General features: G+C 65.4%; 13 protein-coding genes. 1 reads left to right on the plus strand and 12 read right to left on the minus strand.

Features of this window, described 5'->3' with window-relative positions:
* Positions 1 to 79 precede the first annotated feature (79 nt).
* Positions 80 to 928 carry a 3-hydroxybutyryl-CoA dehydrogenase gene (locus PCE31106_RS01740; RefSeq protein ID WP_150562188.1) on the plus strand — a complete coding sequence of 283 codons (849 nt, stop codon included), beginning with the start codon at positions 80 to 82 and terminating at the stop codon, positions 926 to 928.
* Between the two features lie 95 nt (positions 929 to 1,023).
* On the opposite strand, the gene PCE31106_RS01745 is transcribed toward PCE31106_RS01740, so the two are convergent.
* The 12 genes from PCE31106_RS01745 to PCE31106_RS01800 all read right to left on the minus strand — a co-directional run bounded on the left by PCE31106_RS01745 (position 1,024) and on the right by PCE31106_RS01800 (position 16,647).
* Positions 1,024 to 3,201 carry a hypothetical protein gene (locus PCE31106_RS01745; protein WP_150562189.1) on the minus strand — a complete coding sequence of 726 codons (2,178 nt, stop codon included), beginning with the start codon at positions 3,199 to 3,201 and terminating at the stop codon, positions 1,024 to 1,026.
* Positions 3,202 to 3,366: 165 nt separating this feature from the next.
* Positions 3,367 to 5,487, minus strand: coding sequence for a hypothetical protein (locus PCE31106_RS01750; protein ID WP_150562190.1), 2,121 nt, complete (start codon positions 5,485 to 5,487; stop codon positions 3,367 to 3,369).
* A gap of 164 nt (positions 5,488 to 5,651) precedes the next feature.
* Positions 5,652 to 7,772, minus strand: a complete 2,121-nt coding sequence (locus PCE31106_RS01755) for a hypothetical protein (protein WP_150562191.1) — start codon at positions 7,770 to 7,772, stop codon at positions 5,652 to 5,654.
* Positions 7,773 to 7,949: 177 nt separating this feature from the next.
* Positions 7,950 to 10,079 carry a hypothetical protein gene (locus PCE31106_RS01760; RefSeq protein WP_150562192.1) on the minus strand — a complete coding sequence of 710 codons (2,130 nt, stop codon included), beginning with the start codon at positions 10,077 to 10,079 and terminating at the stop codon, positions 7,950 to 7,952.
* Positions 10,080 to 10,265: 186 nt separating this feature from the next.
* Positions 10,266 to 11,213 (minus strand): NAD(P)H-dependent flavin oxidoreductase, encoded by a 948-nt coding sequence (locus tag PCE31106_RS01765; protein WP_130024673.1) that lies wholly within the window; start codon positions 11,211 to 11,213, stop codon positions 10,266 to 10,268.
* Between the two features lie 370 nt (positions 11,214 to 11,583).
* On the minus strand, positions 11,584 to 12,507 hold the full coding sequence (locus tag PCE31106_RS01770; RefSeq protein ID WP_150562193.1) for an MBL fold metallo-hydrolase: 924 nt from the start codon (positions 12,505 to 12,507) through the stop codon (positions 11,584 to 11,586).
* 43 nt (positions 12,508 to 12,550) lie between these two features.
* Positions 12,551 to 12,982 (minus strand): MaoC family dehydratase, encoded by a 432-nt coding sequence (locus PCE31106_RS01775; protein ID WP_017233243.1) that lies wholly within the window; start codon positions 12,980 to 12,982, stop codon positions 12,551 to 12,553.
* A 34-nt stretch (positions 12,983 to 13,016) separates the two neighbouring features.
* Positions 13,017 to 13,259 carry a DUF1289 domain-containing protein gene (locus tag PCE31106_RS01780; protein ID WP_150562194.1) on the minus strand — a complete coding sequence of 81 codons (243 nt, stop codon included), beginning with the start codon at positions 13,257 to 13,259 and terminating at the stop codon, positions 13,017 to 13,019.
* A gap of 33 nt (positions 13,260 to 13,292) precedes the next feature.
* Complete coding sequence (locus PCE31106_RS01785; RefSeq protein WP_150562195.1) at positions 13,293 to 13,811, minus strand: YbaK/EbsC family protein; 519 nt, start codon at positions 13,809 to 13,811, stop codon at positions 13,293 to 13,295.
* A 58-nt stretch (positions 13,812 to 13,869) separates the two neighbouring features.
* Positions 13,870 to 14,811: a hydroxymethylglutaryl-CoA lyase gene (locus PCE31106_RS01790; protein WP_150562196.1), complete on the minus strand. Its 942-nt coding sequence runs from the start codon at positions 14,809 to 14,811 to the stop codon at positions 13,870 to 13,872.
* 49 nt (positions 14,812 to 14,860) lie between these two features.
* A complete protein-coding gene (locus PCE31106_RS01795; RefSeq protein ID WP_150562197.1) occupies positions 14,861 to 15,805 on the minus strand; it encodes a 2-hydroxyacid dehydrogenase in 945 nt (314 codons plus the stop codon).
* A gap of 290 nt (positions 15,806 to 16,095) precedes the next feature.
* Entirely contained in the window at positions 16,096 to 16,647 is a 552-nt protein-coding gene (locus PCE31106_RS01800; protein WP_017233237.1) for a YaeQ family protein, read from the minus strand.
* Between the last annotated feature and the right edge of the window lie 7 nt (positions 16,648 to 16,654).

The following is a 16,654-nucleotide window of genomic DNA, read 5'->3' on the forward strand; positions in this document are numbered from 1 at the left end:
ACGGGTCCGCGCTATGATTTGTGCACCGCGCAAGACGGTATTCCCGCCATCCCCCGAGCACAAACGGAGTAGAGACGACATGACGATTCAACACGTAGGCATCATTGGCGCAGGCACCATGGGCAACGGCATTGCACAGGCCTGTGCGGTGGCCGGGCTGCCGGTGACGATGGTCGATATCAGCGATGCCGCCGTACAGAAAGGCGTGGCGACGATTGCCGGCAGCCTCGATCGCCTGATCAAAAAAGACAAGCTCACGGCCGCCGACAAGCAAGCCGCACTGGCGCACATCACGACCTCAACCGACTACGCCTCGCTGGCCGACGCCGACATCGTGATCGAGGCGGCCACCGAGAACTTCGATCTGAAGGTCAAGATCCTCAAACAGCTCGAGGGCGCGACGAAGGACCGTGCGATTCTCGCGTCCAACACGTCGTCGATCTCGATCACCCAGCTTGCCGCCGTGGTCGCCAAGCCGACGCAATTCATCGGCATGCACTTCTTCAACCCGGTGCCGCTGATGGCGCTCGTGGAGATCATTCGCGGCTTGCAGACGAGCGACGAGACGCATGCGCGTGTCGATGCCCTCGCGCGCCGACTCGGCAAGTCGCCGATCACGGTGAAGAACGCGCCGGGCTTCGTCGTCAACCGGATCCTGGTGCCGATGATCAACGAGGCCTTCTTCGTGCTGTCCGAGCATCTGGCGTCGCCCGAAGAGATCGACGAAGGCATGAAGCTCGGCTGCAATCATCCGATCGGACCGTTGGCGCTCGCCGACATGATCGGTCTCGATGTTTGTCTGTCCGTGATGAACGTCTACTACGAATCATTTGCGGACTCGAAGTACCGTCCGTGCCCGTTGCTCAAGGAAATGGTCGCCGCCGGGTATCTCGGACGCAAGACCGGGCGCGGCGTTTACACGTATTGATGGCCGGTTGAGCGAACGGAAACACCGGCGCGAACCACGCGCCGGTGCCGGATGGGAATGCGCGTTATCCGGGATATTCGCGAGTCACCCGCGCCTCATTGCGACGACACGGGCGCGGCATCTTGCGACAACGCGGTTTTCAACGATGTCCAGCTAGAGTCCTGGCTCCCGCTGGCCGACGCCGACTGCCCCGACGAACTCCCCGAACTCTCCAGTCCGACCGAATTCCTCGGCGTCGGACGGTGCATGCCCAGTGGGCGCGTGAGGGACACGGTGTAGGGGTTGCCCGGCATATGCCCGATATCGATGAGCGCCCGGTTGATCATGCGGCCCGCGTCGTAGCGGGACGTGGCGCCGGCAAACGAGATGGCCTTCGTGGTGCTCCATGGATCCAGCAGCAACGTGGTGTGGCGCGTCAAGTACGCGGCTTCCCGAAAAAATTCCTGACTGATGCCGTCGCGAAATCGCGGGTTCGGTCGGTTCAGCGTCGAGCGATCCATTAATTGGATAAAGTGTTCGGACTCCGTATAAAGAACCATGACATGGGGCGGCCGATTCTGCGGCTTGAAGGTGATCATGCGTATATCGTCTTTCGAAACGCCGTGCGCGAGCAGGTGATGGAAGAGTATTTCGGCGTTCTCCTGACAGAAGGCTTCGGCTGCGGAGTTCCACTCGTAATGCATTGACGTGATCTCGGCCGCGGCGCGTTGTTGTTTTGGCAACGGCAACGTCGGGTCGATTTCCTTGCTCATGGCGTTGCGAAGGGCGGTTCGATGATTGATGATCGAGTTGTCCCGAATCAGTTGCAGATCGGCGCGATTGGTTCGTAGCAGATGCAGTTCGCTCAGTTCGGCAAACGCGAGTTGAATGGCTTCCTGCGCGCTTTCGTCGGGAACGTGGCGAATGGCACGCGAAATATCCTCGAAGCTTGTGGCGATGCTGTCGGGCGGGTACGAGAACTGGCTCGAACCGCATCCGCCGCCGCACAGTCGCAGCGGCGCGTGGGCCCGCCATTCTCCGGTGCCCGTGTCATATGTCACCGGCACTTGTGCGCGCCTTTCGGCACCCTGAGGCGCATCGATCAGCCAGTGATCGTCACTCAGGCCGCGCCGGGCCAGGTAGTAACCGGCTTCTCCCCGCAGGTAATGCTGCCCCTTGATGAGAACGACGCGCGCAGGCTCGCCGGTGGGGACCTGATCGGCCGGCAAAGGCTGTGCGTATCCTTGCAGATGGTCGTCTTCGCCGACAATCTTCGTCAGCCCTGGGACGGCAACGTTGCCCCCTTCGTCGACGCGCGGCACAAAGGAAAAACGCCCAGCCTCTCCCGTGTCGTCGGCGCCAACGTTGCTATCTTCGCCATGGACGTCGCTCATTTCGTCGGGCGCGACGGCGTGAACGCCATCGACGGCATGGCTGTCGCGCATCAGGTCGATGGGCATGAGGTCGACATCGCGCGGCTTCAGGGATTTGGCTGCCGGTTGAGACGCCGACGGCGAGCGCTCCGGCGACGATGAATCACCGAGAAGCTGCGGCGCAGATCCGGTGACGCGCGGGTCGCCATACTGAAGAAAACCGGCGATTTTTCCCGCGTCAGGCGCCTTGTGTTCAAGTGCGTCGTCGGCGATGTCCGCCAGATCGCCCGGCAGTCGCAACATCGGCACGCCAGGCAGAAATCCCGTCGCGAGATCCACCACTTCGGCGCCTTGGCGAACGTTTCGCCGCACCTGCGGATCGACCTCCTCGCCACTCAGGATCTCGTAGGCGTCACCCGCCGATTCGCCGAAGTAGCGAAACGGCGCGCGGGCCGCGGCGACCGCTTTCAGGAAGTCATGGAAGGTGTAATCCGACTTGATCAACGCACGTTCCACCGGTTGGATGACCACGTCGTCGAGCACTGTCCATGCCGTCGTGTTGGCCGGCGGCAGCGCTTCGGGATCGAACGACGAGTCGATGTCGGCGCCTGTTTCTTCGAAACCCTCGGCGGGACGGGCGCCCCTTGGCACCGCGCCTGACACGGGAGCGGCAAGATTGGCGACCAGCAGGATCGCGAGCGCAGCGGGCCATGCCGCGCAGTGCGTCGGCTGGCCAGTGCGCGGGCGGGCGGGATGCCCGACGGCGGGTAGCCCGGTCTCGGGGCGCCCGGAGCGCGCGCCGTGAAACGTGCGGGACAAACTCACGGCGGCACCCGGACCGTTCTCGCGTTGCGGGCGCGCAAGCGGCAGTCCGTAGCACGGCGCGACATGGATGGCGCGATGATGCGAAGCAAATGGCATGAAGATCTCCAGAGGGGCGATCGGCGAAGCAAGCCGATCACCGTGACGCGCGGCATGCGCGAGGTGTGGGCCACGAACACGGGAACGCATGCAAGGCAAGGACGCCGCAGCGCGGCGTCGCGACGAACGCCAACCTCACCCCCGTGATAGGGCGTGAGCGGCCGGTCAATCCGCTGAACCGACGTCGTCGTCGCGCAAGGATGGCTGTTCTGCCGACGAACGACGTTCGCCGGCGCTCACGGCACTCGACGCCGCTGCGTCGGATCGGCCAGCCGGGCTTTGCGGATTCTCCTGTCTCGTTCGACCCGTCGGGTTCGCTCGATGCATGCCGAGCGGGCGCGTGACGGAGACGACGTAAGGGGTTCCGGCGACGTGTCCGATGTCGTTGAGCGCCCGATGGATCATGCGGCCCGCGTCGTATTGGCTGGTCGCACTGGCAAAGGAAACGGCTTTCGTTCGGCTCCACGGATCGAGCAGTACCGTCGAGTGGCGCGTCAGGAAGACGGCTTCCTGGAACAACTCGTAACGGATGCCGTCGTGATGTTGGGGAGACGGTGGCTGTGGCGTCGAGCGATCCAGCAGCGCGATGAAGCTCTCGGAATCGGTGTAGAGCACGGCCACATGCGAAGGCTTGTTGTGCGGTTTGATGGTGATCATGCGAATCTGATCTCGCGAAATGCCATGCTCGAGCAGGCTGTGAAAAAGAATCTCTGCGTTCTCCTGACAAAACGCTTCACCGGCCTCGCGCCATCCGTAATGCGCCGCCGTGATCGTGGACGCGATCTGTTGTTGCTTGATCAGCGGTGCGTTCGGATCAATCCGCTTTCTCATGGCGCCGCTCAGCGCGATTCGGTGATCGACGATCGAGTTGTCGCGACCGGACTGCAGATCGGCGCGATTCGTTCTGCGCAAGTGCAGGGCGCTCAAGTCGGAGAAGGCATTCTGAATCGCCCGCTGCGCGCGCGCGTCGGGAACGTGGCGTATCGTCGTGAGGATGTCTTCAACGCTGTTGGCGATGCTGTCGGGGGGGGCGTCGGGCCGACTCGGCCCACATCCGCCACCGCATAGCCGCAGTGGCGCGTGCGCATGCCAGGTGCCGGTGCCCGGCTCATATGTCACCGGCACTTGCGCCCGCTGCTCGCTGCCTGGCGGCGCATCGATCAGCCAATGGTCGGCGCTGATGCCGCGATTGGCCCGGTAATAGCCCGCCTCGCCCCTCAGGTAGTGATGACCGTCCACAACGACGAGGAGCGACGTCTCGCCGTTTGGGCGTTGATCGAGCGGCAGAGATTGTGCATAGCCATTCAGACGGGCGTGTTCATCGACGATCCGAGGTCGCCGCGCCGGTGCAGGCGCAATCGCCCGGTGCCCGGCGGGCGGCAGAGGCGCACGCGCAACGCTTTCCGGATCGATCGCGTCAACTGGCTCGACCGGCTCAACTGCATCCGCCGCCTTCCCGGCATCCACAGCATCCACCGCATCGCCCACGTCGACGTCTTTGCCCTTCTCCCGCGCGAGTGAGTCACCGTGCGTGCGCGGCACCGATCCCATCATGCGCGGGTCGGCATATTGCAAAAAGCCTGCGAGCTTGCCGGGATCGGGCGGCTTGCCTTCGAGTGCATCGTCGGCAATGTCAGCCAGATCGCCAGGTAGCCGCAACAAGCGCACACCGGGCAGCACGGCGGTCGCGACGTCCAGGACATCGGCGCCTTGTTGAACACCGCGACGAACTTGAGGATCGATCCGCCGGCCGCTCAGGATTTCGTAAGTGTCACCGACCGATTCCCACAGATAGTGGAAAGGGGCGCGCGCGCTGGCCACGGCGCTCAGGACGTCGTGGAGGCTGTAGTCGGATTTGACGGTTGACGAGTGCCTGACTGCTCGAATGATCACGTCTTCGGACGCTGACGTGGCGCCGGTGTGGGCAGGCGGCAGCGCATCGGCATCCAACGCTCCGGCGCGTTGGGTGTCGGCGCTCTCGCCGTCGCGCGCATGACGCGAGCGCCAGGGCACCCGCGCGGCAGCCGGGACTGCGAGGTTGGCGACAAGCATGATGGCGAGCGCGGCGGGCCAGACGTTTGCCTCCGACGACCGGCTAGTTTTGGCTCGCTCACGTGGCAAGGGCGCAGACAGGCCCGTTTCGTCGTGACAAGTGGCGTGTGCACCGCGAAAGGCGCGACGCCAGCCTGCCGCGGTACTCAGCTTGTTGCCGTGATGGCGCGGCATATGAGGCAATCCGTAAGCCGGCGCGACTCGCATGTCGCGGTAGTGCGATGCCAATGGCATGAACGCCTCCGAGAGGATGGGACATCGTTATCCGAATGCGCAAAGGCGAGGCCCGCGAATTGGGATCGCTGGCGCGCGCCTGCGAGGAGTGGGTGCCTTCACAGTCGCGGTCGGGGAAGACCGTTGCCGTGCACGAACGCATCGCGGCGCGACCCAGGCCGGTTTCAAACCGGCGTGCCGGCCTCGCCGCCAGCGGCTTGAATCGGTGGGTTCCGGCGAACCGAGCCGGATCGTAGCAACACACTCTCCGCATGCTCGGCGCGTCGTGGATTCCCCATGCTGGCGGCACTGCCTTGGGCGGCTGCAGCACGCTCGCGCGGCGTCGGGTAGGGGCGCGTCAGCGACACCGTGTAGGGGTTGCCGGCACGGTGGCCGGCATCCGCGAGCGAAATGTCCAGCATGCCCATCAACTCCTCGACGTCGTTGGCGCGCCGGAACGACGATGCCTTGATTCGGCTCCACGGGTCGAGCAGCAGGGTGGTGTCGCGCGTGAGGAACACGGCGGCCGTAAATCGATCGCTGCCCACGCCATCGACATGGCCTTTCACCGGCGGCTGCGGCGTGGACAGGTCGAGCAGATCGATGAATTGATCCGATTCCGAATAGAGCACCATGACATGCTGCGGGCGACCTTGCGGCTGCACGGTGATCATGCGGATATGGTGACTGGGAACCCCTCGGGTCAGGAGATAGTGAAAGAGAATCTCCGCGTTCTCCTGGCAGAAGGCTTCCGAGCTGAGGTTCGGGATGGGATATTCCGAGTAGTTGTCGTAGTGAATCGCCGTGATCAGGGCGGCCTCCCGTTGTTGCTCGAACAAGGTGGAGTGCGGGTCGATTCGCATCAACTGCGGGACCAGAATGCGGCGATGCTCAATGATCGAGTTGTCGCGCAACGCCCGCAGGTCCTCACGGTTCGTTCGCATCAGGTGCAAGCCTGCCAGGTCGCTGTACGCCTGCTGTATTGCACTCCGCACGTCGTGATCCGCAATATGGCGGATCGCGTCGGCGACGTCGTTCTTGCTCATGGCGACGCTGTCGGGCGTGGACTCCCGGCTCGGTCCGCATCCACCGCCGCACAGGCGCAACGGGGCACTTGCACGCCACTCGCCTGTCGACGCGTCGTAGGTCACCGGCACTTGCGCGCGTGTACCGCGCGGCGCGTGGATCAGCCAGTCGTGCGCGTGTTGCCCGGGCGTTACGTGGTAATAGCCGGATTCCCCGACGAGAAAGTGGCGACCGTTGATCGTCATCAGTTGACGAAGCGGGCCGTCCGGGATCTGCTCAATCGGCAGAGATTGTTCGTATCCCTGAAGGTATTCGTGCTCGCCGTCGATGCGCGATCCGTGTTCGATGCCGATACTTTCTGCGTTGGTGATCGGGACGTCTACGATCTCCAAGCTGTGTTCAGGCAGTGCGTAGGGCAGCGGTTCGAGTCCGTCGCCCTCGGCCGCGGGGGCGACCGGCGCGGCCGCGTCGATGCCGTGTGCCGACGCCGGCTCATGCATCGGGGCACGCCTGAACAGTACCGGTTGCGCCGGCGCCGATGCGTGCTGTATCGGCACGTGGGGCCCCATTGCGCGCGGATCGCCGTATTGCAGGACGTCGGTGAGCTTCGGCGACGGCGGTGGCTTGCCCTCGAGCACATCCGCGGCCAGATCGGCAAATTGGCCGGGCAGTCGACTCAGTTGGACTTCCGGGATCAGCCCCGTGGCCGCGTCCACGGCGCTGCCGACGCGCTGCGCGGTCTCGAGCGTCGGACGATCCACTTCGTTGCCGGTCACAGCGGTGTACGCGTCGCCTATCGTCTTGCCGAGATGCCGGAACGGTGCACTCGCCGTGGCTACGGCCCGGAGAAATTCGCGCAACGTGTAGTGTGATTTGATCAGCGGCGCGGAGAGCGGATATCTCTCGACATCACTCGGGACGGCCGCGTGCCCGTCGGAAGGTATCGCCGTGGCGTTGACCAGTGCGTCGTTGTCTCCCGGAGACCTGTCCGTGCGGCGCGGAAGCATTGGCGTGGCGTGCGCGGGTGGAACCATGAGATTAGCGACCAGCATCACAGCGAAGGCCGCCGACCAGGGGCTGGCGGCCGACGTCGTGGGCGGGCCGACGCGGTGCCGGACCGAGGCGTCGCCACCCATGCGCTGGCGGGCGTTGCGTGTGCCGTGGAACGCGTGAGGGAAGGCCTGCGCAGTGAGCGCCTCGGTCTGGCGAGCGGGCGCGGTGTCGCGGGCTCGGTAGCAGGGCGGGGGATGGATCGCGCGATGGTGCGAAGGGAATCGCATGGATTTGCCTCCTGACGATGGGGTAAAGGTGTGCGGCAGCGCCGACACGAAGCCGATCCGGCAACCGTTGGGGGAAGACTGCCATCGCACGACACCGCGTGTTTGCGCTTTGGCCGAGCGCGCTGTTGATTCCGTCGCATTGGCATACAGCGCAAACGGAAGTGACGCCATGTCACGTCACACGGAAGGATCGCCGTGACGCTCAGGCGCCGAGTGCCGTCTGCCGTTCGGCTCGGCGTCAGGACGGTTCAACACCTCGGGCTGCACGATGAGGGCGCCCTCACTGCCGGGCCCGCTGAGGGTGCTGCCCAGACTGTTGCGGCTGCCGGCGCTGCCGAGGCTGGAGATGCTGCGCTGGCGGGCGCCGAAAATGCGCGTGCCGAAGGGCCGGGTGACCGACACGGTATAGGGTTCGCCGCTTCGGTGCCCGATTTCCTCGAACGCGTCGTCCAGCGTCTGAATCACGTCGAGTTCGTTGCCGGCGCGAGAGAATTCGATGACTTTGGTGGTGCTCCAGGGATCGAGCAGAAGCGTTGCTCGCTGGTTCATGTAGACGAATCCGCCGAAGGTCACGCCGCTGATGCCGTCACGGCGGTCGATGACCGGCGGCTGCGGCGTTGCGAGATCGAGCAACGTGATGAAGTCGTGCGCTTCGGTGTATAGCACCAGCACATGCGGCGAACGTCGGTGCGGCGTGATGGTGATCATGCACAGCCGGTGCTCCGGCACCCCGTTCTGTAACAACCGATGAAAGAGGATTTCCGCGTTCTCCTGGCAGAACGCCTCGCCGTAGTGGTTCCAGAAATAATGCCTCGCCGTGACTTCCGCGGCCTTGCGCTGTTGCGTCACCAACGGCGCGTAGCGATCGATGTGTTTCATGGCGTCGCGCAACGCCCTGCGATGGTTCACGATCGAACTGTCGCCGTGGCCGTGCCTGTCGCGACGGTTCGTGCGCATCAAATGCAGATCCCCCAGTTCGCCCATCGCTTGCAGAATCGCCACCTGCATCTTCTCTTCGTAAAGGTGGCTGATGGCCTGCTCGATATCCGAGTGGCGTCCCGCGATACTGTCCGGCGATCGTCCTTTGCTGCTGCCGCAGCCGCCACCGCACAGACGCAACGGCGCGTGCGCCTGCCATTGCCCGGTTACGGCATCGAACGTCACGGGCACCTGCGCCTTGTCTCGTCTCGGCGCATCGATCAGCCAATGATCGTCGCTGCGTCCGTGCGACGCGCGGTAGTAGCCGGCGTCGCCGCCGAGATAGTGGTCGCCGTTCACCAGCACCAGACGGGGGCGAGGGCCGGGCGGCAATTGCTCGGGCGCGAGGGCTTGGGCATAACCGTGCAGATGTTCCGCTTCGCCGTCGATATAAAGCGGCGTCGCGGGCACGGGGTCGCTATTTTCGAGGGGCGGCGAAGCAGGGACGAAATCCGCGGCGTCGATCTCGCGGGTGTGCGGCGCCTCGGCCGTTTCCGACGGCGACTCCGGCCGGCCGGAGTCAGACGGGTCTTCGCGATTCGCGGGGGTATCGTGCCCGGGCCTTGGCGCGTCTCGGGGCGCGTGGGGCCGAAGGTGCGAAGCAAACGAGCGGGGATCGGCGTATTGCGCCAGACCCGAAACCGATTCGGTGTCCGGCCGCTTGCCCTCCAAGCCGTCGGCGGCCACGCTGGCCAACTCGCTGGGCATTCGCAATACCTGCACTTCGGGGATCAACCCCGTGGCGAAATCGACCGCGCCCGTGCCGGTCCGTATCTGTCGACGGATATCGGGATCGATGTCGTGACCGCTGAGGAGGGTGTAGGCATCGGCGACCGCCTCGGCGAAATTGCGAAATGGCTCGCGCGCCGCACCCACCGAACGCAGCGCTTCGGGCAGCGTATAGCCTGACTTGATCGACGGGCGTTCCAGCGGTCGCACGTCGACGGCAGGGCCAGGCATGAGGCTCGCGTCCGGCAACGAATCGACGGGATGACCGGCGAGGCTGCCGGTGTCGCGGTGCCCGTCGCCAATGGCATCGGCCGTGGGTGCCCGCGGGGGGAGTGCGGCGACGGCGGGTGCTGCGAGACGGGTGATCAGCATCGCCGCCACGGCCGTGCGCCAGACCGAGATGGGGGGCGGCACGGCGTCGTCGCGGCGTGCGGGTGTCGGTTCCCAACGGTACGCTGCCGCTCGCCCGCGTCGTGCCCCAAGGAACGCGACGGTGAAGGGCTTGCTGGCGTCCAGCGATGCCGCGGCCCTTTGTGCCGCGGGGGGGAGGTCGTAGCGGGGCGTAGTTCGGATGACACGTTGATTCGATACCGGCGACATGGCAACTCCTCTCCAGGAAGCGCTGCCGTTGCACACCTCGTCAGCGAAGCGTGCGTTGCCGGCAGCCCGGGAGGGAAGATGGCATATCAGGCGCCCGCCAAGCTTGTGCTTCCGCGGGGGCCGTTGTCGATTTCGTTGCGCCTGGCGTCGTCAATCGAGCGACAGGACGCGCGAGAGCGTGCGTCCTCAGCCGGCCAGTCGTTTGCGCGTGTCGTCGTATTCCTGCTTCAGGCGCGCAATGATCTCGGCTGCCGGGCGCACGTCGTCCATCAATCCCACCCCCTGACCCGCGCCCCAGATGTCCTTCCACGCCTTCGCCTTGGAGAAGTTCATGGCGCTCTTGTCGGCCGTGGGCAGGTCATCGGGGTCGAGGCCTGCATTCAGAATGCTCTGGCGGATGTAGTTGCCCGACACGCCGGTGAACAGGTTCGTGTAGATGATGTCGTTGGCACTCGCCTCCACGATCGCCTGTTTGTACGTGTCGCTGGCGTTCGCTTCCGACGAGGCGATGAACCGCGTGCCGATATAGGCGAGATCGGCACCCATGGCCTGGGCGGCGAGAATCGATCCGCCGTTGGCGATCGCGCCGGAGAGCACAATGGGGCCGTCGAAGATCTTGCGCACCTCGCCCACCAGCGCGAACGGCGAGAGCATGCCCGCGTGGCCGCCCGCCCCGGCGGCGACGAGGATCAGCCCATCCACACCGGCTTCGAGCGCCTTGTTCGCATGGCGCAGATTGATCACGTCGTGCAGCACGATGCCGCCGTAGCTGTGTACTGCGTCGAGCACCTCCTTGGGCGGCGCGCGCAAGCTCGTGATGAAGATCGGCACGCGATGCTCCACGCATACCCGCACGTCGTGTTCGAGGCGCTGGTTCGACTGATGCACGATTTGATTGACGGCGAGTGGACCCACGATGGCGTCCGGATTCGCCGCCTGATACGCAGCGAGTTCTTCGGTGATGCGAGAGAGCCAGTCTTCGAGAATTTGCGGCTCACGCGCGTTCAGCGCAGGGAACGAGCCGACGATCCCGGCCTTGCACTGTGCGAGCACCAGTTCCGGGTAGCTCACGATGAACATCGGCGACGCCACGACAGGCAGTGCCAGGTTTTGCAGAATTTTGGGAAGGGCCATGAAGTCTCCTCGAGCAGGGCGTTCGGCGCGCGACATCACTGCGTCGACGCTCAATTCGCAGCGGGTTAATTTCGCGAACGATCGTTCGATTATAGGGGGAATCGTTCGTCGCCCGGTGAGCGGGCACTCGAAGAAAGCTTCGGTTCCGTGGAGGGAATTCGCGCGTGTATCAGGGAAAGTCCCCTTGGGAGATGGGGGCGTCGCGACTAGGATGAAAGCGCGTGCCAAGCGGCGTCAGCATCAAGACGCCACAGGACGGGCGCCGCGTTAGCGACCGCAGCGTTCGTCCGGCACGTCACGTCCTCAAACGCCGCTTGCCGTGACTGGCAAGCGGCGTTGTTTTTTCAAAAATCTGGAAAGCCCGGTGCGCCTAGACGGCGTACAACGTATCCGTCTCACGCTCGTAGCGCACGGCGCCTGCTTTGGCGAGTTCCGCGACGAGGCGGTCGAGCAGGTCGGGCCAGGCCGACGGCGGCGCAAGCATCGCGGCCGCACTGCGCCAGGCTCGCGCGGTGTCGAGGGTGGCCTTGAGCACCGTGCCCGTCATCTCCGTCTCGGCCATGAGACGGAAGACGATCAGCACCTTGAGGGCGTTGCGCGCATTGCGTGCCGGATCGCTTTGCAGATAGTCGAGGCGTGCGCGCGCGGTGGCGAGTGCGCCGTCGATATCGCCGAACGGTTTGCCGTGTCCGGGAATGACCTGCGCCACATCGAGTTGCTCGATGAGATCGAGCACGGCGGCCTGTTCGGCGAACCCGGACTCGCCGTCGAGCTCCGGAAAGATCACGCCGAAGCCGCGTTCCCACAGCGCATCGCCGGAAATCAGGATGCCGTCGCTGGCGTTGTAGAGCATCAGCGCGTGCGGATCGTGGCCCGGGGCACCGAGAACGAGCCATTCGCGCTCGCCGAGCGTCATCGCGTCGCCGGGCGAGAGGGTGTCGTCGAAGGTGAAGCGCGCGCACTGCTGGCCCGTTGCTTCGAACGACAGACGCCGTGCATCCCAGTGGCGCACGGGGTCGGCGTCGGCGGCGGGGACCCATGTGCGGCAACCGTAGCGCGCTTGAAGTGCCGCGTTGCCGCCGCAATGATCGGAGTGCAGATGCGTGTTGACGAGCCGTGCGAGCGACTGGCCATGCGGCAGCGCGTGCGCGACGAGCGCGAGCGTCTGCTCGGCATGTGTGACGTAGCCGCTGTCGACGAGTGTTGGCGCGTCGCCGAGGAACAGGACATTGTTCGAGGAGAGCCAGCCGCGCTCGAACACGCGAAGCCCGGCGGGCAGGGCATGCGAGGTCATGGACGTAGGGGCATAAGGGAGAACACAGGGCGCTGGCGACGTGTCACGCCGGCTTGGCGCTCACGAGGATCTTGGCCGTGGCGGCGATCACCGTCTCGCCGCGTTGATTGACGGCCTCGCCGTCGAGCGACACGATGTCGCCCGCGAGTTTGTCTTTCCACAGGCTGTCGGTCACGGTCCAGCGCACGGTGATGTCGTCGCCCGCGTGCACGGCGCGGCGCAACTTCATGTCGAATTCAAGCCCGAGCGGTTGGGCCGTCTTCGAATAGTGCGTGGCGAGCAGGGCGGCCAGATACGACATCTGCTGCGTGCCCGACGAGATCAGTCCGCCGAAGCGCAGGTCGGCGGCCGCGTAATCCGCGTCGTGGTGCAGTGGATTGAAGTCGTGCGCGAGCGCGGAAAATTCGCGGATCGAGTCAGGCGAAAAATGGTGGGTGGCGGCGAAGGTCTCACCAATGGCAACGATTTTTCCCATATGCGGTATTGAAAGCCTTATGCGTCGGGGCGCGTCATGCGTTGCCCGCGCCGGGGTCGTTGGCGATCACGCGGCGATACTGCACCGGCGGCGGTTCGTGTTCGACACGTCGTGCGGGCAACAGCGACCAGATGTGGCGCTTGTCGTCCTCGGCCATCGTCGACCACGCGGCAATTTCGTCGAGCGTGCGCCAGCAGCCCGAGCACCACCCCGTCGCTGGATTCATGCGGCAGATGTTGGTGCAGGGCGATGGCACAGGGGACGCGGGCAGGGTCATGATGGCCTTGGGGTGACGTAGGGAAGCGTTCGCTCAGTCGCGCAGCGCCACGTCGACGACGGGCGCGCCCGTCATCGCCACGAGCTGCGTCGGCGTAAGGTTGAACACGGCATGCGGGTGCCCGGCGGCGGCCCACAGACTGGTGAGCTTGAGCAGGTCTTCGTCGATCAGCGTGAGCGGCGACACGACGTGCCCGATCGGGCTGACGCCACCAATTGAATAGCCTGTCTTCTCCTTGACGAAACGCGCATCGGCGCGGGCAAGGTCGCCGACCTGTGCCGCCACCTTCTTCTCGTCGACGCGATTGATGCCGCTCGCGATGACCAGCACCGGGGTGTCGTCGGCGGCGCGGCGAAAGAGGATCGACTTGGCGATCTGGGCCACATCGCACCCCAGGCCGGCAGCGGCCTCGGCCGAGGTCTTGCCGGTGCTCGGCAACAGCACGATCGGCTGGTCGTGGCCCAGGCCGGCGAGCAGCCGTGCAACGTGACGTGCGCCTTCGGGAAGAGCGTCCTGTTGGGCGGGTTCGGGAGTCCGGGGTGTCTCGCTCATGGTCGTGTCAGTGTCTTCGAATCACAGGGTCGACGCGGGCACATTGGCCCGCGCGGTATCACACGCAGGTGGGCGCGCCGTCCTGCAGTTTCGCGAGCATGGCGCGGCCGACGCGTGACGCGTTCGGCCGGTCGATGGCGCGCGAAATGAAGTCGCCCGTGCGTACGACGGCGTCCAGATCGATGCCAGTCTCGATGCCGAGACCATGCAGCAGATACACCACGTCTTCCGTCGCCACGTTCCCCGTCGCGCCCTTGGCGTACGGGCAGCCGCCGAGGCCGGCGACGGACGAGTGGAAAATCGAAATGCCCGAGAGCAGCGCGGCGTAGACGTTGGCCGTCGCCTGGCCATAGGTGTCGTGGAAGTGGCCGGACAGACGCTCGATCGGGAACACCTTCGCGCAGGCTTCCATGACTTCGCGGGTGCGCGAGGGCGTGCCCACGCCGATGGTGTCGGCAATGTCGATTTCGTCGCAGCCGAGCGCCGCGAGTCGTTGCACGACGTCGACCACGCTCGCGACGGACACTTCCCCTTGGTACGGGCAGCCGAGCGCGCACGAGATGCTGCCGCGCAGGCGCAGGCCGGCGTCCTTCGCCGCGCGCGCGACGGGTTCGAAGCGCGCGATGCTTTCCACGATGGAGCAGTTGATATTGCGTTGCGAGAACGCTTCGCTCGCGGCGCCGAAGATCACCACTTCGTCGGCCTTGGCCGCCACCGCGCCCTCGAAGCCGCGCAGGTTCGGCGTGAGCACCGAGTAGATCGTGCCGGGACGACGCGTAATGCCCGCCATCACCTCGGCGCCGTCGGCCATCTGCGGCACCCATTTGGGCGAGACGAACGAGGTGGCTTCGATATTGGCAAAGCCGGCGGCCGACAGTCGGTCGATCAGCGCAATCTTGATATCGGTCGGTACCGGCTGTTTTTCGTTTTGCAGACCGTCGCGCGGGCCGACTTCGACCACTTTCACGTGCTTTGGCAGATTAGACGTGGACAAGGACATGCGGTGTCTCCTTGGAGGGGTTCGGGCAATGACGCGCGTGGGCGACGGCTCAGTAGCCGCGCGCCGGGTCGACGATGCCGGTGATGGCTTCGCCGCGTTCGAGCGCGGCGATCTTCCCGGCGATCTGCGCGACCGTTTCGTCGCGCAACGTCAGGGCGGAAATGTGCGGTGTGAGCGTCAGGCGAGGTGCGTGCCAGAACGGATGGTCGGCCGGCAACGGCTCGGTGCGAAACACGTCGAGCGTGGCCGCGGCGATCTGGCCGCTGTCCAGCGCGGCAAGGAGGTCGTCTTCCACCAGGTGCGCGCCGCGCGCGACGTTGATCAGGAACGCCCCTTGCGCCAACTTCGCAAACAGCGTGGCGTTGAGCACATCGACCGTTTGCGGCGTGAGCGGCAGCAGGTTGACGAGTATGCGGGCGCCGGACACGCAGGCATCGAAGCCGGCGTCGCCGTGGTGCAATTCGATGCCGCTATCGTCGCTGCGCTGGCTGCGGGCCCATGCACGTACCGGAAAGCCGAACGCCTTCAGTGCCTTGGCGACGTGCGCGCCGAGCGTGCCGTAACCGAGCACCGCGACGGGGAAATCCGCGAGACGGTTTGGCTTCTGGAACTTCCACTGACCTCGGGTTTGCTGCGCATCGAATTCGTCGAGACGGCGGAAGTAGCGCAATGCGGCGGCGCTCACGTACTGCGCCATCTGGTCGGCCATGCCGGCGTCTTCGAGACGGACCAGCGGCACGCCCGCCGGGAGGCGATGCGCGTCTTCGCCGTGCGTGCCGAGCACACCGTCCACCCCGGCGCCCAGGTTGAAAATCGCTTTCAGGCGCTCGCGCGGTTGCAACACTTCGGCATTCGGCTTCCAGAGCACGAGGTAGTCGGCGGGTGCTGCATCGCCGGGCTGCCAGCCGCGAATGCCGGCCTGCGGCAGATGCTCGGCGAGGCCGGCTTCGTAGGCGGCGGTCTTGCCGTCCGGAGAAAAGATCAGGATGTCCATGAGTTGCGGGGCAGACGCGTATAGGAATGAGTCATGGCGATAGGGCCAGCGAGGGGGCGACAGGTGCCGGTCTTTCCGGTGGGCGTTGGCGACGCAGCCGCGTTCACTCGATTGACGTTAACGTCAAGTGTAACGCAGCTTGTGGTGTCGCGCGTACTGCGGCGAGGCCGGAGGCGCGCAGGGCGACTAGCCGCGCGGAGGGCGAGGGGGGCGAGGGCGGGGCGGTGACGTTGTGACGCGGCGCAGCGGCACAGCGCGCCGCTCCGCCGTCGGGGAATGACCGAAGCCGGTCAGTCGTTGGCGGCCGCGCGCAACGTCACGAGGTTGACGGCGAAATTGTGGCTGTCGTCGGCGATCCAGACTTCACCGTCCTGAATCGTGCACTGGAGGCGCATCGTGCGCGCGGCGAGTGCCGTGAGCGCCTCGGCGGACGCCTCATCGAGCATGCGCACCGTGAGATTCGACAAGCGGGTGATCTGCGACTCGGTCGCCTGCCACCAGACGGCGGCGGGCTTGCCGCCGTACGCCACGACGTCGACATGCGTCGCACGGCCCGCGGCTTTGACAAGGCGCCGTGCGTCGGGCTGCCCGACGTCGATCCAGCGGACGATGTCGCCGCCGAAGTCGTGTTCCCACAGGTCGGGCTCGTCGGCGTTGGAGAGGCCCTTGCCGAACGCGAGCCGTTCATCGGCATACAGCATGAAGGCCAGCAGGCGCACCATCATGCGTTCGTCGGTTTCCGACGGATGCCGGGCGAGCGTCAGGCTATGGGCGGCGTAGTAGTGGCGGTCGAGGTTGGTGATCTGCACCTCGGCCTTGTATATGGTGGCTTTGAGTGCCATACCGGGA

It is taken from the genome of Pandoraea cepalis (assembly GCF_902459665.1).
GTDB lineage: Bacteria > Pseudomonadota > Gammaproteobacteria > Burkholderiales > Burkholderiaceae > Pandoraea > Pandoraea cepalis.